Genomic DNA, 17,856 nt, shown 5'->3' with positions numbered 1-17,856 from the left:
CGAATCCCTAATCTACCATGTCTCAAAAAATGCCTCCAAGAGCAGAATTGTATTGAAAAAGGAAGCTGTTGGATTAAGGTTTAGCTTGTTTTCAAAAAGAGAGCTTTCCTTCACCTTGAAATTAAACTGAAAATCAGCTGCCAATCCCTGTAACTCCATCCCAAAATAAATTTGGGAAATACCCGTCAAAGAAGTGTTTCGCTGATGCAGTTCGGGAAAAGCATCCTGACTTATAGAGCCGGAATTTTGATCGGAAACATGATAATCCGGAATTGGAGGGAAACGGCAAATCAATGAAAGTCCTACAACCCAGCTTAAAAATAAAAGCGTAAAGAGTGCCTGCTTTTTCATGGATTAATTAAGACGGATCAAAGGTAAAACAATTGAAAGGCTTATTTAAAATAGGCTCGAAAATCTTTTATGCAAGTTGGGTTGGGAAATAGCGATCGAAATCCTCCGCAATCAAGTCTCCAAAATGTGCCTTTGCCAGTCGGTTGGCACGTAGTTCTGTCCAATAGCATTGATGCCTGCCAGCAAATGCTGGGATTTGATTGATGAAAGGCATTAAATTGAACAAACTTGGAAGGCCAATCTTGAAATAGAATCCCAATAAGCCAGATTTCAGAAGCTTTTTTCGATCTCCATCGAGTCCAAATTTATAATCCAAAAAATGTCCGTATTCATGTTGGATGATTCGCTTTTTTGAATTTTCAGGAATTTTGGAATGGATAAAAATCCCGATCCCGGGCAGGCAAATTCCAGTTCCCTGAAGAATCCAAGTGGTTTCGAAAACCCGAATTCCATTTAATTTTGGGATATTTTTGATTTCTTGAGTCAATTGATAAAATGAAAATTGTTGATTATGTGCATCCGTGAACTCGCATGTAGCCATTGAAATATTGATTGGGGGACAGCTATGCTAAGCTATAGACTATAGACCATAGACCATAGACCATGGACGAGGATCCGCAACTTACTGGGCCAATTTTCAAACATCGTACATCCTTGCGGATACTCATAAAATAAAATTAGGGTTGACAGTATTTGCATTCGGACGGCATTTTGCTTCAATTTGATGCCTTAAAAGTTCATCAAAACTTTTTCTTCTCTTCAAATGAAAAAAATCCTCTCCGTACTTGTCCTTCTATCCTGCATTTCCTGCGGAAAAAAAAATCGCCCTCAAGTAATTGAACATTGGCTGACTGACCCTGTAGCGAATGTGCTTTTTGAAAAGCAAGAAGATGTGGACAAAACCAATGAAAGTGAACTGGTCATTGCTGTAGATGCTGAGACAAGCTTTCAGTCAATGGATGGTTTTGGCTTTACACTGAGCCAAGGCAGCGCCAAGCACTTGTTGGGAATGGGCGAAGCAGCGCGTGCAGCATTACTTAAAGAACTATTTGGCAATGGAGAGAAAGATATCCGAATCTCTTATTTGCGACTTTCTGTGGCCGCTTCTGACTTGAATGACTTCCCTTTTTCCTATAATGATCTCGAGGATTCACTTGCGACAGATTCTACATTGACCCAATTCTCTCTGGGACCGGATACTTTAGACGTATTGCCAGTTTTGAAACAAATCCTGAAAATCAATCCCAATATCAAGCTGATGGCCTCACCATGGTCGCCGCCCAAGTGGATGAAAGACAATAAGGATACCCGGGGAGGTTCACTTTTAGAGGAATTCGAGGGGATTTATGCTTGCTACTTGGTCCAGTACATTAAGGCCATGAAGGAAAAAGGCTTTGAAATCGATGCCCTAACCATTCAAAACGAGCCGCTTCATCCGGGAAATAATCCATCACTTTTGATGTTTGCTGATCAGCAAGCAAGGTTCATCGGTGTTCATTTAGGCCCGGCATTCGCCGAAAATGGAATCAAAACCAAAATCCTGATCTATGATCATAATGCAGATCGTCCGGATTACCCCATTGCAGTCCTGAATGATTCACTGGCAAACCCATTTATCGACGGCTCGGCTTTTCACCTCTATGCCGGAGAAATTGCCGCATTGAGCAGGGTCCATCAGGCCTATCCCGACAAAAACATCTATTTCACCGAGCAGTGGATCGGAGCTCCGGGAAATCTGGAAGGAGATATGCCTTGGCATGTCAAAAATCTGATCATCGGTGCCACACGAAATTGGGCAAAAACTGTCCTGGAATGGAACCTGACTTCAAACCCAGAGCTTACTCCATTTACAGATCGCGGGGGCTGTGATCGATGCTTAGGAGCTGTAACAGTTGATGGCGATTCAGTCACGCGTAACCCTGCATATTATGTTATAGCGCATGCCAGCAAGTTTGTGGATCCGGGATCGGTGCGAATTGACAGCAATCTTTTTGAAGGACTTCATAATGTGGCTTTCCTCAGGCCTGATGGAAAAAAGGTGTTGATTGCCCTGAATGACGCAAAAAAACCAATCAGCTTTCAAGTGAAGGACAAGGGAAAAACCTTTTTTGCCGAACTCAACCCAGGTGCAACGGGAACTTGGATTTGGTGATTTTTTTTCACCGCGGAGACGCAGAGGCCGCAGAGATTTTGGACATTTTCCCAATTGGTTCAAGTTTTCAAACTTGAACCAACAATTATGCAGTCTTTGGACTGCTTTTTAATATCACCTGAATATTTAGTGAAATATTTATACTGAAAAAGGTATTAAAACAAAAAAATCATAAAACCACAAAGCCTCAGGGCGCCACATAGCAAGACCTAGAGGTAATTAAGTCATACTTATTTTCTTTGTGTTTCCCTTTGTGTTAAAAATCAAGAAAGTGCTATGTGACTCTATGCTACTATGTGGTAAAACAAAACTAAAACCCTTTGACCAGTTGAGAAAATTAAGATCATTAATCAGGGTCAGCAATCTTTCTTTTTAAATCTTTGCGCCTTGTTGACTTCGTGGCAAAAAATCCCCTTTAGCTATTCAGTAGTTTATTTTAGGCTCAATCCACATCAACCCCAAACTCAGCAGCAACCCAATCAACCAAATCCAATTAGATACCTTGACATAAATTTGGTGATTTTCAACACTTTCGATGTCCGAATTGTAAGTCAATGGCCTGATCAAAGCCTGTGCATGGAGACTGGGAAATTCTTCCTGAGAATAAACAAAAACCGACAAATCCTCCCCGAAATCCACCCAACCTACAGAATCAACCTGAACGCTTCCTTTGGCCAAAAAGGGATTGGTCAGCTGTCTGATCAAGTTGACCGAGTCTTTGCCGAAGTAAATCCATTCCGGTAAACTGTCTCTTTTGTTGAGCTGAAAATCGGATGAAATTCCGGATAAAACCGGTGCAGACACCTTCCAGGATTGCTGTTCTGACGGCTCCAATTCCCCGAAAACCTCACCCCAAATGGACTCATATTCTTTCTCTTTCCTCTGAAGAAAAAGCGGAAAAGTTGCCTGATACAAACTGATTGCGATTTGCATCTCTCCTACCCGCTGAACTGCAATTGCATCCTTTCCAAATACTTTCTGCCGGGATTTTTCCAGCCACGAATATGGGGCCGCTTCTAGCTGATTGTCCAAAACTCTGCTTTCGCCCTGCCCGCTACGCTGCAACTGAAAATCAGTTCCGAATAAACGGTTAACCCGACTGATCGTCTCTAATGGTTCAGTCAAATTCATCACCACCAAAGCCCCAACCGAGTTTTTCGCCCAGTCTTGAATTGCTTTAATTTCCAACTGACTCGGATCAATCAGTTGAATTTGGAGAGAGTCAACTGAAGTTTCTCCACCTTCCAAAATCATCCCGCGGGAAAGCCGAATTTCCTGACTCACCTTCTCGCCTTTGCTTTCCAGCCACTGACTCAGCACCCTTACTTCCTGACCCGGAAAGGCAAACTGAAAATGGTATTTTTTTGGTGTAGCCGGGCCAATAAAGTATCTCAAAACAGCCAGCGAATCTCCGTCGAACAAAAGTGGCACCTCAGTCCTTCCCAATCCGGCAGTCTCAAAATCGAGTTCTCCTTCATTCCAACCCTTCTTCAAATCTGTACTTGCCAAGGTTGTTTCTCCCTGCTTGACCTGAAGTTTCGCACTGTCTCCTTCGGAAAAAAACCGATAATTCATCCGCTGCTTTTCACCTTTTCGGACAAAACCTTTCCAACTCAACTCAGAGATTTCGCGATTCTTTTCCGGCAAAATCCATCTTGGATTAAGATCGTGGATTGGATACAAATTTTCTTTCGAAAAGCCTTTTCCCAATAGCAGCACCCGGCTTCCATCCGGTTGGAAATCAGCGATTGCTTTGGTTTTTGTTATCCCCAAACTATCCTTCCAATATTGGATTTCTGCTTGTTCCACTTCCTCTGAATAAACCAAAACCACAGCTTTATCGGAAGAAATCTTTCGACTGGGTTGAAGGAGAAAAAGACTCAAAAACAGTCCAAAAAGAAGCAATAGCCCAGTTTTGATCAGGATTTTCTGTGCAGAAACTCCACTTTCCCAATTCAGAAAAATCGGAATTCCTCCACTCAAAAGTGTCATTCCCAAAATCAGAAACAGGAAAGGCCAAGGTACCAAAGGAGCAAACTGTATCATTTTAATTTCCTCCAAAATGCGTCTTTCAATGAGTTCGGAGCCAAATAGGATGCCCCGGTATTTTTATAGCTGCCGGCAAAAGGATAAAGCTTTTCTGCCAGAACCGCTCTCCCTTGCACGTCCAACTTGCCCGACTCCAACTCCTGTAAATGCAACAGCAACTTTAAGTCTTTCAATCCGGTATATTCCATCCGCCGACTCCAAATCTCCCCAAGTTCACGGACAGTTTGGCGATCAGCAGCGGAAAGCTCGGACTTTACAAGTATGCCAAGAACCTTTGCGGCATATGGCTCGATTTGTTTTTCCAATTCAATCAATTCCCTTTTCATCCGGGCATCCAAGTCTTTCAATTCTCCGGTCAGGCGCTTTTCCTTCTCCTTAATCGGTGGCGGGTCATAGCTAGTCCGCTTTACATAGACTCTGGATTTTTGCTGCACAGTCTTCAGGTATTCCAAGGCTTTAAGCTGAAATGGAAGTGACTTCTCCGGCTCGAAAAGCCGCAAATAGAGTTCCGCTTGCCACATTTGCTCCAAAGCCGCTTTCAGGGCGCCTTTTGTCGATTGCTCAAAATAGGTATTGACCTCCTCCGAATCATGGGAATGCATGTACTCGCTCAGCAAGCTTTCGATCCCTGTGCCAGTGGTAGTTTCGGCCACTTCTTCTTCCGCATGGGAATGCCCTGCATGGGATTCGCCTGCCTCGATTTCGTTTTCACCTTCCTGATCATGAAGGTGCATGTAACCACTCAGTAGGTTTCCTTCTTCGACTTCCATACTTCCACCACCTGCACTTGATTCAAATTCTTCCCCCATGTACTGCCCGTAGCGCAGGCGAAGCAACTTTTGGTCATACCCTATTTCGTTGGAAGTATAGCCAAATTCCTTGGCTGTCTTCTTTGACTTTTCGGCAATCAACTTTTCGGTATCGATGATAATTTGCCGCTGACTGCGGAAGTATTCCGGTAAAAATTGGACCACCATCCCTTCCAAAGCCGCATCACTTTGGTCGTTTTCATCCACGTACTTGATGAAATAGGTGTCTGTTCGGGAAATATTCGCCTCGGGCTGCTTGTTGTCCACGGCTACCCAATAGTAATAGAGTTCATCTCCGGGCCGAAAATCCAAGGCTTTCAGATCCAACAGATAGCTAGCCTCTTTTTCTTTGAAAGCTTGGGTCAAAACCGGAAAGCGACTTTCTCGGAACTTGACATTTTCTCCTTTTCCACGAGCCAAAGTGGCGACAAGAAACACCTCATTCACCTGAAAATCATCGCTGATTTTAGCCTTTAGATTAAGTGATGTTGGGTTTTTTGGAAAATGGTAGCGGTAGACCTCCTTTTCCGCAGGAATGATTTGAGGGCTCTGATCTTCAATAGCCTCCAAGGTGTAAAAGTCACTTTCAAACACCTTCAAGCTATCCCGAAAGGCTTGAATCGAATAAATACCGGAACTGACCAACTGCTCAATCAACTCGAAACTTTTATTTTTTGGAGCAAACGGAAGCTTTTCTCCTACGGAATTAACCAGAAAAACTTCCAAATCAGACGCTTCTTCAAAACCTATGTTCCAGGTGAGCAAAGATCCTTTTACAGCTTTGGCCTCGAGTGCTTGTTGAGTGGAAACCGGAAGTTTGGTATACGCCGGTGGCTGGATTCTTAGCTGGGTACGATTTAAAAAGATGCCTTTTTCATTTGTGGCAACTGTGATAAATTCAATTTTTTCAAGGGTATTTTCTTGAATTACAGCACTTGAAAAATCAAATAGATTAAATCCTACATAAGCGGATATAGTTATAGCAAAACCAAGTATATACGGCATCAAACCACGCTGCACCACCCAAAGTTGAGGAGGGATCTGTCTGGAAATCCGATCAATCTGAAGTTGATCCGCAATGCTGAAGCTGGGCTTTTGCAAGAGTTCCAGGCTAAACTCCAATCCTTTGACTTCCTCATGCAATAGCTGAAGCGCCAAGTTTCTTCGACTATTGAAAGCCCCCAAAAGCCAGGCAAAACCAAGGGTTGCCACTGAAGCGAATCCTCCTGACCACACAAAATCCGAAGTGAAAACCCAAGCCAAAAAACCAATTCCAAGCCCCAAAACCAAGGCTTTGGCCAAGGCATTGAGCTGCAACTGCAACTCCAAAAAGCGTATGGATTGTTGAAGCTTTTTCACAGGTTGTTTCGATAGGCTAGGTAGCGCTCCAGACCAAATAAGGCCAGAAACAAAATCAACAGGATGAAATTCGAATTGGGCAAAATGGCCGTTTTGGATTCGGGGATTTTGATAAACCGCTGCGCCAACTGACTATTCGAAAGTCTTGCTTCCTTGGGATGAATACCCAAGAAGTCCACCAAAGGTTCGAGTATCAGGCCGGGCAAAAGTCCTTTTTCGATCACCTCATCCCAATTCATTCCAGCCCTATGCGCCAGAACGTTGACATTCCCGGGAAATATTTCCCGTACTGATTCGGAGATCAGATAGAGTTTATCTTTTGAAAAAGATTCTGGGATTTGATCCATCAAAACCACTAATTCACCATCCTCCACTTTAGAAAAAGACAAGCCATACACTTCCTCAATCGCTTCCAATGCCGCCAAAAACTGCGCTTGTGTTTCCTGATTTTCAGACAAAATCCGAAACTTAACCGAGCCTGAATAAACCGGATTTTTAACCGGAATTTCTGCCGGATCTGAAATCAACTGAAGTAATCCTCTTTCATTTACACCAAGAAATCGCCCGGAACCCAAGGCGATCCGAGCACTTGAATTTCTTCGATTATCCAAAGTCTGACTATGCAAAACCGGAATTTCGGGGACATAAAGCAATTCATTCCCAAATTCAGCGGAAAGCCCGGATGCATAAATATGAAGCGAGTCCAATCTTTTGGGCAATTGATCCAAAGCATGCTGAATCAAAGTTGGTTCAGCTTTTCCATCGGGTAAAACTCCCGCTTCATAGACCGGCAAGTTTTCAGCAAACCAATAAACCTGCTCCCCTTTTGTCAGCGCTTGTTCCAATTCAAACCGAAACTCGGCCTCGACACTCGGATTTGGAATAACCAAGTGTACTACCGGTTTTCCTTCATTTTTTCCCAAATAATCAAACCAAAACCCAACCGCAAGTAAAACCAAAACCAGGAAAAGAAGCATCCGAACCAGCAGCAAAAGCAATTGTTCCAACTTGATGGATCGGCTGGATTGAGACTCCTCTGTACTTAACCAATTCATTGCAGCCCAGTCCAAAACTTTTCCCCGTCGCCCATTCCACAAATGGATCAGTACCGGAATACTCAGTCCTAACAAACCCCAAAGAAATATAGGCTGCAGAGCTTCCATCAGGAGATTTTCTTAAGGTTGAGGATTTTTCGGGCTACCGTAGCCAAAGGCGTCTGCATAGATTCACGCAGTAAATGCACCTGAGGCTGTTGGAATTTGACATCCAGATGATTCAAGTAACCTTGGAAATTCTTTTGAAATTCAGCCTTCAATACCTGCCCATCCCGAACCAATTCCCGACCGCTTTCCAGATCCCGAAACACCAGATTTCCTTGCAGGTTAAAGTTCAGCTCCTGCTCGCCGAGAAGCTGAACAAGCATGAGTTCTTTGCGGGGATGACGGAAACTCTCCACCAAATTTTCCCACTCTTCATTTTTCTGAAGAAAGTCCGACACCCAGACGATCAACTCCCGATTTCGATCGATCGGTAGAGTTGGTTGGGGCACATCCAAAGGCCATGAACCACTGGCTTTTTCCTGCTCCAGGTAATACAAAATCCGATGAAAGCTCTTCGGAGTCGGAGCTACTTTTTGGGAAAATTCTCCTTCTTTCAGCGTATAATAACTCAGGGAATCCCCTTGCAAATAGCCCAAATAGGCCAGAGAGGCCAAGAGGTTTTTTGCATATTCGAGACGGGAAAAACCGCCATCCGAGTAATTCATCGAACCTGACAAATCCAAAATCAGACTGATGTGAAGATTGCTATCCGTTGTGGATTCCTTCACCATGTATTTACCGGAGCGGGAAAAATACTTCCAGTCAATCCGCTTGGGATCATCGCCCGGCTGATAGTGCCGATATTGCTCAAACTCGCTCCCCACTCCCACCCGGATGCCTGAGTGTATCCCCTGCCGCAGCTGTTCACTGATCAGGCGTGCGGAAAGACGCAGGTCCTTGAGTTTGATGATCTCCAGATTACTTGGCATGAATCGGAACCTGTTCGACGATTTTTGAAATGATGAAATCCGTGTCCAATTGCTCGGCCTCGGCTTTGAAATGAAGCGAAATTCGGTGTCTTAAAACCGGATAAACCAAGTATTGGATGTCCTCGGGAATCACCGAAAAGCGTCCTTTTACCAGTGCTCTCGCTTTGGCACAAAGGATCAGGGCCTGTCCTGCCCGGGTTCCTGCACCCCATTCCACATAAGATTTAACCTCCGCTACCTGAGTACTTTCCAAACGAGTCGCCCGGATCAATCGGGTAATGTAACCCAAAAGCGCAGAGTCCAAATGAACCTCACGTGTCAGTTGCTGAAGTTTAATGATCTCCTCAGCTGTGATCATTTTGTTGATTTGAGCTTTGTAGGTGCCCGTAGTCTTTTCAAGAACTTCCAGCTCTTCCTGCTCGCTCGGATAGCCAAGCTTGATGTAGAGTAAAAAACGATCCAACTGAGCTTCGGGAAGCGGATAGGTTCCGCTTTGCTCGATGGGATTTTGCGTGGCAATGATCAAAAAAGGATTGGGCAAGCTGTAGTTTTTGCCTCCATAGGTCACCACTTTCTCCTGCATGGCTTCCAGCAAGGCAGCCTGAGTTTTGGGAGGAGTCCGGTTGATCTCATCAGCCAAGACCATATTGGCGAAGATGGGCCCTTGGGTAAACTGAAAGAACTTCTTTCCTGTACTGTGATCTTCCTCCAGAATTTCTGTTCCGAGAATGTCGCCCGGCATCAGGTCCGGTGTGAACTGAATTCGGCGAAACTGAAGTTCCATCACCTCGGACATGGTTTTCACCATAAGCGTTTTGGCCAAACCCGGAACCCCTTCCAGCAGGCAATGTCCACCGGCAAGCAGGGTTATGATCACCTCATCCAAGACTTCCTCTTGACCGACGATCACTTTGGCGATTTCTTTTTTGAGCAGTGGAAGCTTGTCCACCAAAAGTTGGTATTGTTTCAGTTCAGTTTCCAAGAGGTATTAGGTTAAAGCGTACACCACGATGTTGACACCAAAGCGGGTGTTGTCGATTTTGAGGAAGCGTTTGTTTCGAAAGTCGTAATCCCACTCGCAGCCGTAGTCTTTGTTGCTGTAGAGCACTCCGATTCGGCCGTTGAATTGGATGGCTTTGAGGTAATCATGCACCAGGTCATCTCCCCAGCCATTCAACTCGAAAGAGGTAGTGGGTGGCCCGTCTTCAAAGTTGAAAAAGCAGCGGTAGATCCAATGGTCATTGGGGATTTTTTGAAGTGCATCGGGACCAAAAGTCCGGCTCATCTCTTCTTCGAAGGATTTGGCAAAAAGCCCGTCAATGTCATGATTACAGTCATCGACGAATACAAATCCGCCCTGTTCGACATAAGTTTTGAAGTTTTTCCGCTCTTGCTGAGAAAACTCCACCAGCTTGTGTCCACTCAGGTAGCAAAAGGGACTTTTGAAAATCTCTTCGCTGCTGAGCTCCACAATTTTCTCCTTTTCATCCACCGGGATCGTCGTGTACTCCACCAGGCTGTTGATAAGATTGGAAGGCATGCGCTGATCCGTATCCCAATTGCCGGAGTTGTATTTGAGGCGGGTGAAGAAGAAGTTGGTTGCTTTCATTTGGTCAACAGTCCACGGTCGACAGACCACAGCTGATTTTCTTTCATTTTAAATAACAAATCCACAGACCAAGATTTCAGGAATTCACTCCGATAGTGAAAATCCGTCGTCCGTGGTCTGTGGACTGTTGACAAAACTTAAACAGCGTCCGACAAACTGGTAAACGTAAAGTCCCTGATTTTCATCGGTGGTACCATGTTTCCACTGGTTCGCTCCGGCTTACCCATTGACTCTATGTTGTTGAGCATGATGATGGGGCTTTCGTTGAAACGGAAGTTTTTCACCGGGAACTTGATCTGACCATTTTCGATGTAGAAAGTACCGTCACGGGTCAGTCCTGTGTAGAGCAAGGTCTGTGGATCTACTGCTCGGATGTACCAGAATCGGGTTACCAAGATTCCTCTTTCCGTATTTCGGATCATTTCAGGAAGTGATTCATTGCCTCCGGCAAAAATAAATCCCTGAGGTCTCGCCACTGGCTGAACGCCCTGCTTTTCTGCCCAATAACGGGAGTAAAACATGTTTTTCACTGCTCCATTTTCCACCCAAGTGGTTTTTTCCAAAGGAAATCCTTCGCCCGACCAAGGTGCTGAAGGAATCTCAGGATGTGCTGGATCAGAATAGATGTTTACTCGCTCGTCGAAAAGCTTTTCACCCAACTTAGTTCCTCCACCTTTTTTGCTCAGAAAACTTCTGCCTTCGTCAGCACTTCGGGCATCCATTCCAGAAGCCAAAAGTCGAAGCAAATCGTTTGCTGCCATCGGCTCCAGAATGACGGTATATTTCCCGGGCTCGATGGCTTGGGCATTGACCGAAGCCATTGCTTTTTGCGCAGCGAGATTGGTCACCTCGCCGGCTTTCAGCAAAGATGCATCATTGAAGTCGCGACCCGCGTAGCCGGAACCCGTCCCATCCGAAGAGCGAACGGTCACTGTGAAGTCCACGCTGGTGCTTTGGTTGTACCCAAAAAGCCCTTTGCTATTTCCCGTAGCCACAAATCCGGAGAAATCCTCCAGGTACCCCGCGGCCGTCAGGTTATTGTCCACGCAGGGCTTGATGCTGTCCACTGCCAACTGTGCCCGGTAATCCGGGTTGATGGAGTCCGTTGCTTTCGCAAAAGTGCGGGAAGCGCCATAATTCTGAGGACCGAGCATTGGCATGTATTCCGGGTTTTCCGGCGCCAAAACTGCAATTTCTTCTGCCCGGGAAACGGCCTTTTTCAATGACTCGTCATCCAGCTCGTTGATGCTGGTAGAGCCTGATTTTTTCCCATAAACAGAAGTGATGCTGAGGCTGATTTCATCAGATTCACCACTGGTGTTTACTGTATTTCTTGCATAGCGGATGTTGCCAGTGCGTCCACCACGGATGCTGACCTCGGTTTCATCGGCTTTCGCATAAGACAAAACTTTATCTATAATCGCTTTTGCTTCTTCTTGAGTTAGTATAGCCATTGTAATGATGTTGAGGATTAGATGCTTCTACCTGTATTGATGACATTGACTCCGTCGAAACGGGTAGTTGGGCTGCCGTGGGATACCGCGGAAACCTGAGAAGGCTGGCCTTTGCCGTCAAAGAAAGAACCAAAGAGACGGTAGTCGTCCTTGTCACAAACCTGTGAGCATGAATTCCAGAATTCCTGGGTATTGGACTGGTAAGCCACATCTTCGAGCATTCCGGCGATTTGGCCGTTTTTGATTTCGTAGAAAACCTGACCTCCAAACTGGAAGTTGTAGCGTTGCTGATCGATCGAATACGAACCACGGCCAAGGATGTAAATCCCCTTTTCGATGTCCTTGATCATGTCCTGAGGACTCAACTTTTCAGTTCCCGGCTTCAGGGACACGTTAGGCATACGCTGAAACTGTACCGAAGACCAATTGTCTGCAAAGCAGCAACCGTGTGATTCTTTTTCATCGATGATTTTGGCCTGATCACGGATCGCCTGATAGTTGACCAAGACTCCGTTTTTGATCAGATCCCATTCCTTGGCTTTTACACCTTCATCATCCCAACCCACGTTTCCGAGGGAGTTAGGCTGGATTTTGTCCGCTACGATATTGACTTTGTCCGAACCATACTGGAAATCGCCAGACTTCCACTTGTCCAAAGTCGCAAAGCTGGTACCGGCATAGTTGGCTTCATAGCCCAATACACGGTCGAGTTCCAATGGGTGACCGACAGATTCGTGAATAGTCAGACCCAGGTGATCCGGATCCAGCATCAGGTCATATTTGCCAGGTAGTACAGATTTCGCAGTCAGTTTTTCTTTGGCATGTTTGGCAGCTGTCACGGCATCTTCTACCATGTCGTAGCTGTTTTTGTAACTGTTGAAACCAGCCGGGTTCATGTATTTGTCAGCAGCGAGGCCGTCCAGATACTCAAATCCCATTCCCATCGGAGCACTGAGTGCCTGACGGGATCGGAAGTTTCCTTCGGCTTTGTTGACCGCCGTGACGGTGAAGTTAGGCCAAATGCGGTGAATGTCCTGATCGATGTATGATCCGTCTGTAGAGGCAAAATATTTCTGCTCATTGATCATGAAAAGCGCAGAATTGACAAAGGCAGCGCCATTGTCCAAAGCTGCATTATTCACAGAAAGTAACAGGTCAATTTTGTCTTTGACAGGCACTTCCATCGCGTTTTTCTTGATCGGAGTTTTCCAACTCACTTCGCCATAGGCTTGAACCGGTGCCAAAACTACCGGCTCGCTTTGGAGTTTGGAGTTGGCTTTTGCAATTGCTACGGCAGTTTCTGCGCATTTTTTGATTCCGTCAGGCGTGACATCGGAAGTGGCTGAGAAGCCCCATGTTCCGTTGGCAATGACTCGGATACCGACGCCGAAAGATTCGGCATTGGTGATTCCCTGCACGTTTTTTTCACGGGTAAAAAGATACTGCTGCAGGTATCGCCCGATTCGGACATCGGTATAGGTGGCACCCAGTGACTTGGTCGTGTTCAATGCCACATCTGCCAGGAGCTTTTTTGCGGCAGCATCTATTCCCGGCTCAAGCATATGCTCGGCAGAAACAGGCTGGCTAAAGGCCACCAGACCGGGAGTCATCATTGCCCCCAATCCAAGCCCTGAAAGGTGGATAAAATCTCTTCGCTTCAATTTATCGCTTGTTTAATGGTTAGTTTATATTCTCTAGATCTAAATGTAAACCTATTCTCCAATCCATTCAACGGGAATGTTACAATGGCGGTAAAAGGGTTTAATTGGTGGGGAATATTCGGTTTGGGAAGGACTTTTCGACCCTTGAGGGTTTTCGAAAGTCAAGAATTCGGACAATTTTTATAGAAATTTTGAAATGAAGGGTATCGGGTTGAAGGACGATTTGGTTCAAGTTTTTAAACTTGGACCTGATGAAATGCAAACTCCTGACTGCTGTTCAAATGTGCCTTTCAGCTCTTGCAGTCTGAAGACTGCATTTTCTTAAGCACAAGTCTGAAGACTTGCGCTAGTAGAGGATTTAGTTTGGTTAAAACTCAATAAATCCTCAAAAGCAGTCCCGATGAAATTTGATACCCAGTTGACCTACGGATGTAATTTCGATCTTGATCGTTAATTACTATACTTCTGCCATTGTATAATCCATATTCCGCTCCAATCGTGGCACTTAAGATGAAATCCTCCGAAATTTCGGCTAAGCGATACTGGACATTCGCTTTCCCAAAAAAATGGGAATAATTCAGAATAAAGCGAGAGGGAGAAAATCCATGAATCACTCTGAAATTCCCAAAACCCAGTTCCGGCCGAACCATCCACCGATCGCCAAGGGCTAAGTCATAAAACACAAACAATCCACCTTCCCGAAATCGTGCCTCATTAAAAAAGCCTCCTAAAAACTGGTTCTCAAGTACATCAGCTCGATTTCCACTAACATAAAAACCTAATCCTGGATATCCTGAAACTCCAAAGTCAAAATTAATCCGATACCCCAAATTCACCTGATATGCATCTCCGAGAAAGTTGCCCTGCTTAAAATTCCGACCAAGAAGCTCCACACTGAAATCCGAAAAGAAGATATCCTTGTCGAATTTTTTCCACTGCTTCCCTTCTTGGGAATAGCAAACGCTTAGACCCAGAAAAATGAATGTCGGTACGAGTAAAATCCACTTTTTCATTTCTCCACCAAAATCAACTCACCCAAATCAATTACTCCCTTGGCAGTTCTTAAGGAAGGATCAAGCATTAAAGAATTGTCCGTGAAGATTTGATCAAACCTATTGATTTCAAAGAAAAATGGTTCTCGAACCGTCATGCTGTAAGAAGTATTGATGTTTTTGGATGGTAAAACGACTCTGAATTCTCCTTGACTTCCGGTGGTAAATGAATAAACTAGCGAAGATCCTGAATATAGATTGAGTCTTAAGTTAGCGATTGGATCTCCAGTTTTGGTGAGCGTTTTACCTTGAAAAGTATCGAAACTGTCATGGATAAATTCCTGACATCCTTGAGCTACAAACAAGAAAAAAATGAAAATCAGAAGATTTTTGATTCGGTTATTCCTAGCCTCATTCATGTGGTTTTATTTTTAAAAGTCTAGATCAAAAACGAAAACATTGGATTGAATGCTACAAGTCAGGGTGATCCCAAAAATGCCAATAAGATGTCTTTTCGCAACTTTCACTCCTCCCCTCTCCAAGTATCCAAATTAAGCTGTTGCTTGATTAGCAGCTTGGTGTAATGCCGATTTCTTCTCCCCTTTTTTGCATCCGCCCGTTTTTCATTCCGCTTGTCCACGACGATTCGTTCCAAATCGTTAAGATCTGTAAAAGTTTCAATCTGGTTAGGAGAAGTTCGCTTTGGCATTTTTGATTATTTTGAATTTAATCAAAGACCATGGGTTTGTGTTTTATGTTTTATAAAAAAAATAAATTTTCATCCCTATCCCATACTACAAAATGAATGTCAGACCTAGACCAAAACAAATTCTCCACAGTTTGTTTTTTAACTTAAAACAAAATTCAACCTCAGTAAAACCCATTTTTATGAAAAATTTTAATCCATCCCTCTGGATTCTTACGCTGGTTTGGGTAGCTTTTTCTCAAAACCTGCACGCTCAAACCAAAACCCTTTTGATCAACAATGTGGAGATTTTCAATGGATCAGATGAAAAAACAATCCTCGGGAACATTCTGATCGAAGGGAACACCATCTCCAGGATTTCCACCTCTCCCATTCCGACCAACAAGAGCACCAACGTACAGATCATTGATGGCAAAGGAAAATTTCTGATGCCGGGCCTCATTGATGCTCACTATAACGCCATGTTTTCAAGCCTTTCCCAGATCGCATTGTTGACCTCAAATATTGGTTTTGTCAACTTGGTGGCCGGTAAAAATGCCGAAAACTTGTTGATGAAGAGGACAAAGGGGTCTTAAGTCCGGAAAGCCGTGCTAAGCAATTGGAAATGTACCAAGGAACGGATACAGCATTTGAGTTGGCCAAAAAGTACAACATGAAAATAGCCTACCCCATTTTAGCGGTAGGAATCGCGAAGTTTTACCCCCGATTTCCGGTAAATAATCTTTTTCTGGTTCCTGCTTTTGAAACTCCTGTTAGTTTCTTCATTTAAGTTTCTATTTTTAGTAATGAACCAGAAAAAGCTTTGGATATCCTCCGTATTTTCGATATCAATTCTTACCCTGCTTTTTTGGCTTTTTTGGGTGCTGAAGCCTATTCAACCGCCTACGGCAAGTTCTCATCAACCTTATCAGATTCAGGAAAGTGCTCTTGACACCCTCAAACCAACCGTATTAATCCAGAAAGAAATCAAGGAAGGAATAGACAGTATAGATTTTGACAAGCGGGTAAGGGCATTAGCCCATGACAGTATCCCAAAGCCTTGGCAAGTGTTTTCTATTTATCCTGAAAAAGGAGCCTTGTTGCCTTTTTATCGAATAATTGCGATGTATGGAAATTTTTACTCGAAGCATATGGGGATTTTGGGAAGGGTCTCCGAAGAGGAACTCTTTGAGCTCTTTGATGAAGAACTTAAGGCTTGGAATCAGGCGGATTCACTGACACCATCGCTGCCTGCTGTTCATTACATTGCCATCACAGCTCAGAAAAATCCGGGGAAGGAAGGTTGGTACCGCTTGAGAATGCCTGAATCACAAATTCAAAGAGCCATTCAACTGGGCAGATCCTTGGATGGAATTACCTTTTTGGATGTGCAGGTTGGGCATAGTACGCTGGAGCGGGAAATTCCAACCTTAGAGAAATTTCTACTTAATACGGACGTTCATCTGGGGATCGATCCGGAATGGTCCATGAAAGATGGAAGTGTGCCCGGGACAAAAATCGGCACTCTGGATGCAGCAGACCTTAATTTTGCAATAGAGTACCTTTCCAATTTGGTCAAAGAAAACGGTTTACCCCCGAAAATCATGGTGGTGCATCGATTCACACGTAACATGATAACCAATTACCAGGACATCAAAGCCACCCCGCAGGTCCAGGTCGTCATCAACATGGATGGGTTTGGATTTCCCGCCAAAAAAGTGGACAGTTACAGAAGATTTGTGGGGGGAATGCCTGTTCAGTTTACCGGTATGAAGTTATTTTATATCAATGACAAACTCACGCTACCCTATCGCTTGATGACACCGAAGGAAATCTTAAAGCTTTACCCCAAGCCCATTTACATTCAATACCAATAAACAGCCCCCAAATACCATGAAAAACCGGATCCTGATTGTTTTCCTGATGCTTTGGGCAGCTATTGGACAGGGACAGGAAGTAACAATCCCGGCGATTCCGGCACTGAGTTATCATAATGTCCGATCTTATTCAAATCAAAATCCAGCCTATTTTATCAGTCCGGAGCGTTTTGAGGAACAAATGAAAAGGCTTAAGGAGTCGGGTTACCGGACGATACTTCCGCATGAAGTAGAGGCGGTTTTTTATGAAGGGAAGCAAATTTCCGGAAAATCGGTTTTGATCAGTTTTGATGATACACGCGCTGATCATTACCTGGCTGCAGCGCCGATTTTGGAGAAATATGGATATCGGGGTACCTTTTACATCATGACGGTCTCCATAGGAAAAGCTGGATACATGAGCAAGGAACAAATCCGAGAATTATCAGATCGAGGTCATGCGATTGGCCTTCATACCTGGGATCATCAGGACCTGAGAAAACTGGCGGCTGATCAATGGAAAATACAGATCGACAAGCCCAAAGCTTTGTTGGAAGAAATTACTAAAAAGGAAGTTACTTCTTTGGCATATCCTTTTGGGCTTTGGAATACCGAAGTAATCCGCCAAATCAGGGAACGAGGACTTCGATCAGCCTATCAATTGGGAGGAAAACTTGACTCCAAAGATCCAGTTTATTCTTTGCCTAGAATATTGGTTGTAGGCAATTGGTCAGGAGATCGATTGGTGAAGGAGATGGAGAGTAGGTTTTGAATTCGGGGCAGTTAAGAAGACTTCAACTAGATATTATCATATACTATAAATCTATTTTACTTTGTATGATAATTCTTC

The 17,856-nt window shown here is 44.3% G+C and carries 18 protein-coding genes; 5 read left to right on the top strand and 13 right to left on the bottom strand.

What is annotated here, in order from left to right; translation table 11 throughout:
• Positions 1-12: 12 nt before the first annotated feature.
• A complete protein-coding gene (locus Q8M62_RS07820) occupies positions 13-351 on the bottom strand; it encodes a hypothetical protein (RefSeq protein ID WP_304900946.1) in 339 nt (112 codons plus the stop codon).
• Between the two features lie 67 nt (positions 352-418).
• Complete coding sequence (locus Q8M62_RS07815; protein WP_304900947.1) at positions 419-892, bottom strand: hypothetical protein; 474 nt, start codon at positions 890-892, stop codon at positions 419-421.
• Between the two features lie 222 nt (positions 893-1,114).
• Between Q8M62_RS07815 and Q8M62_RS07810 the strand changes: the two genes are divergently transcribed.
• A complete protein-coding gene (locus Q8M62_RS07810) occupies positions 1,115-2,503 on the top strand; it encodes a glycoside hydrolase family 30 beta sandwich domain-containing protein (protein ID WP_304900948.1) in 1,389 nt (462 codons plus the stop codon).
• A 423-nt stretch (positions 2,504-2,926) separates the two neighbouring features.
• Here the strand turns inward: Q8M62_RS07810 and Q8M62_RS07805 are convergent, their stop codons facing one another.
• The 11 genes from Q8M62_RS07805 to Q8M62_RS07755 all read right to left on the bottom strand — a co-directional run bounded on the left by Q8M62_RS07805 (position 2,927) and on the right by Q8M62_RS07755 (position 15,174).
• Positions 2,927-4,549 (bottom strand): hypothetical protein, encoded by a 1,623-nt coding sequence (locus Q8M62_RS07805; protein WP_304900949.1) that lies wholly within the window; start codon positions 4,547-4,549, stop codon positions 2,927-2,929.
• On the bottom strand, positions 4,546-6,720 hold the full coding sequence (locus tag Q8M62_RS07800; RefSeq protein ID WP_304900950.1) for a hypothetical protein: 2,175 nt from the start codon (positions 6,718-6,720) through the stop codon (positions 4,546-4,548). The genes Q8M62_RS07805 and Q8M62_RS07800 overlap by 4 nt, the downstream gene beginning before the upstream one ends.
• Positions 6,717-7,883, bottom strand: coding sequence for a BatA domain-containing protein (locus tag Q8M62_RS07795; RefSeq protein ID WP_304900951.1), 1,167 nt, complete (start codon positions 7,881-7,883; stop codon positions 6,717-6,719). The genes Q8M62_RS07800 and Q8M62_RS07795 overlap by 4 nt, the downstream gene beginning before the upstream one ends.
• The gene (locus Q8M62_RS07790) at positions 7,883-8,749 is read right to left on the bottom strand and encodes a DUF58 domain-containing protein (protein ID WP_304900952.1); all 867 of its coding nucleotides are present in this window, start codon (positions 8,747-8,749) and stop codon (positions 7,883-7,885) included. The genes Q8M62_RS07795 and Q8M62_RS07790 overlap by 1 nt, the downstream gene beginning before the upstream one ends.
• Positions 8,739-9,731 (bottom strand): MoxR family ATPase, encoded by a 993-nt coding sequence (locus Q8M62_RS07785; protein WP_304900953.1) that lies wholly within the window; start codon positions 9,729-9,731, stop codon positions 8,739-8,741. The genes Q8M62_RS07790 and Q8M62_RS07785 overlap by 11 nt, the downstream gene beginning before the upstream one ends.
• Positions 9,732-9,737: 6 nt before the next feature.
• A complete protein-coding gene (locus tag Q8M62_RS07780; protein ID WP_092732450.1) occupies positions 9,738-10,358 on the bottom strand; it encodes a DUF4159 domain-containing protein in 621 nt (206 codons plus the stop codon).
• Between the two features lie 137 nt (positions 10,359-10,495).
• Positions 10,496-11,812, bottom strand: a complete 1,317-nt coding sequence (locus tag Q8M62_RS07775) for a TldD/PmbA family protein (protein ID WP_304900954.1) — start codon at positions 11,810-11,812, stop codon at positions 10,496-10,498.
• Between the two features lie 17 nt (positions 11,813-11,829).
• The gene (locus Q8M62_RS07770) at positions 11,830-13,473 is read right to left on the bottom strand and encodes a TldD/PmbA family protein (protein WP_304900955.1); all 1,644 of its coding nucleotides are present in this window, start codon (positions 13,471-13,473) and stop codon (positions 11,830-11,832) included.
• Positions 13,474-13,847: 374 nt separating this feature from the next.
• The gene (locus tag Q8M62_RS07765; protein WP_304900956.1) at positions 13,848-14,486 is read right to left on the bottom strand and encodes a hypothetical protein; all 639 of its coding nucleotides are present in this window, start codon (positions 14,484-14,486) and stop codon (positions 13,848-13,850) included.
• Positions 14,483-14,884, bottom strand: a complete 402-nt coding sequence (locus Q8M62_RS07760; protein WP_304900957.1) for a hypothetical protein — start codon at positions 14,882-14,884, stop codon at positions 14,483-14,485. Before Q8M62_RS07760 ends, Q8M62_RS07765 begins: the two co-directional genes overlap by 4 nt.
• Positions 14,885-14,988: 104 nt before the next feature.
• Positions 14,989-15,174: a hypothetical protein gene (locus Q8M62_RS07755; protein ID WP_304900958.1), complete on the bottom strand. Its 186-nt coding sequence runs from the start codon at positions 15,172-15,174 to the stop codon at positions 14,989-14,991.
• Between the two features lie 179 nt (positions 15,175-15,353).
• Between Q8M62_RS07755 and Q8M62_RS07750 the strand changes: the two genes are divergently transcribed.
• From Q8M62_RS07750 to Q8M62_RS07735, 4 genes are read left to right on the top strand one after another with little or no spacing between them, the layout of a single operon-like run.
• A complete protein-coding gene (locus Q8M62_RS07750; protein ID WP_304900959.1) occupies positions 15,354-15,746 on the top strand; it encodes a hypothetical protein in 393 nt (130 codons plus the stop codon).
• A 29-nt stretch (positions 15,747-15,775) separates the two neighbouring features.
• Positions 15,776-15,940: a hypothetical protein gene (locus Q8M62_RS07745; RefSeq protein WP_304900960.1), complete on the top strand. Its 165-nt coding sequence runs from the start codon at positions 15,776-15,778 to the stop codon at positions 15,938-15,940.
• Between the two features lie 16 nt (positions 15,941-15,956).
• A complete protein-coding gene (locus tag Q8M62_RS07740; RefSeq protein ID WP_304900961.1) occupies positions 15,957-17,027 on the top strand; it encodes a hypothetical protein in 1,071 nt (356 codons plus the stop codon).
• A 16-nt stretch (positions 17,028-17,043) separates the two neighbouring features.
• The gene (locus Q8M62_RS07735) at positions 17,044-17,778 is read left to right on the top strand and encodes a polysaccharide deacetylase family protein (protein ID WP_304900962.1); all 735 of its coding nucleotides are present in this window, start codon (positions 17,044-17,046) and stop codon (positions 17,776-17,778) included.
• The last annotated feature ends 78 nt before the right edge of the window (positions 17,779-17,856 follow it).

Origin of the sequence: Algoriphagus sp., assembly GCF_030694375.1 — a bacterium.
GTDB lineage: Bacteria > Bacteroidota > Bacteroidia > Cytophagales > Cyclobacteriaceae > Algoriphagus.
The sequence above is the reverse complement of the archived record's forward strand: the minus strand, read 5'-3'. Positions and strand labels throughout refer to the sequence as shown.

Coding starts and splice junctions, on each gene's coding strand:
- Q8M62_RS07820 (WP_304900946.1), bottom strand. CDS start 351: ATGAAAAAGCAGGCACTCTTTACGCTTTTATTTTTAAGCTGGGTTGTA.
- Q8M62_RS07815 (WP_304900947.1), bottom strand. CDS start 892: ATGGCTACATGCGAGTTCACGGATGCACATAATCAACAATTTTCATTT.
- Q8M62_RS07810 (WP_304900948.1), top strand. CDS start 1,115: ATGAAAAAAATCCTCTCCGTACTTGTCCTTCTATCCTGCATTTCCTGC.
- Q8M62_RS07805 (WP_304900949.1), bottom strand. CDS start 4,549: ATGATACAGTTTGCTCCTTTGGTACCTTGGCCTTTCCTGTTTCTGATT.
- Q8M62_RS07795 (WP_304900951.1), bottom strand. CDS start 7,883: ATGGAAGCTCTGCAGCCTATATTTCTTTGGGGTTTGTTAGGACTGAGT.
- Q8M62_RS07790 (WP_304900952.1), bottom strand. CDS start 8,749: ATGCCAAGTAATCTGGAGATCATCAAACTCAAGGACCTGCGTCTTTCC.
- Q8M62_RS07780 (WP_092732450.1), bottom strand. CDS start 10,358: ATGAAAGCAACCAACTTCTTCTTCACCCGCCTCAAATACAACTCCGGC.
- Q8M62_RS07775 (WP_304900954.1), bottom strand. CDS start 11,812: ATGGCTATACTAACTCAAGAAGAAGCAAAAGCGATTATAGATAAAGTT.
- Q8M62_RS07765 (WP_304900956.1), bottom strand. CDS start 14,486: ATGAAAAAGTGGATTTTACTCGTACCGACATTCATTTTTCTGGGTCTA.
- Q8M62_RS07760 (WP_304900957.1), bottom strand. CDS start 14,884: ATGAATGAGGCTAGGAATAACCGAATCAAAAATCTTCTGATTTTCATT.
- Q8M62_RS07755 (WP_304900958.1), bottom strand. CDS start 15,174: ATGCCAAAGCGAACTTCTCCTAACCAGATTGAAACTTTTACAGATCTT.
- Q8M62_RS07750 (WP_304900959.1), top strand. CDS start 15,354: ATGAAAAATTTTAATCCATCCCTCTGGATTCTTACGCTGGTTTGGGTA.
- Q8M62_RS07745 (WP_304900960.1), top strand. CDS start 15,776: ATGTACCAAGGAACGGATACAGCATTTGAGTTGGCCAAAAAGTACAAC.
- Q8M62_RS07740 (WP_304900961.1), top strand. CDS start 15,957: ATGAACCAGAAAAAGCTTTGGATATCCTCCGTATTTTCGATATCAATT.
- Q8M62_RS07735 (WP_304900962.1), top strand. CDS start 17,044: ATGAAAAACCGGATCCTGATTGTTTTCCTGATGCTTTGGGCAGCTATT.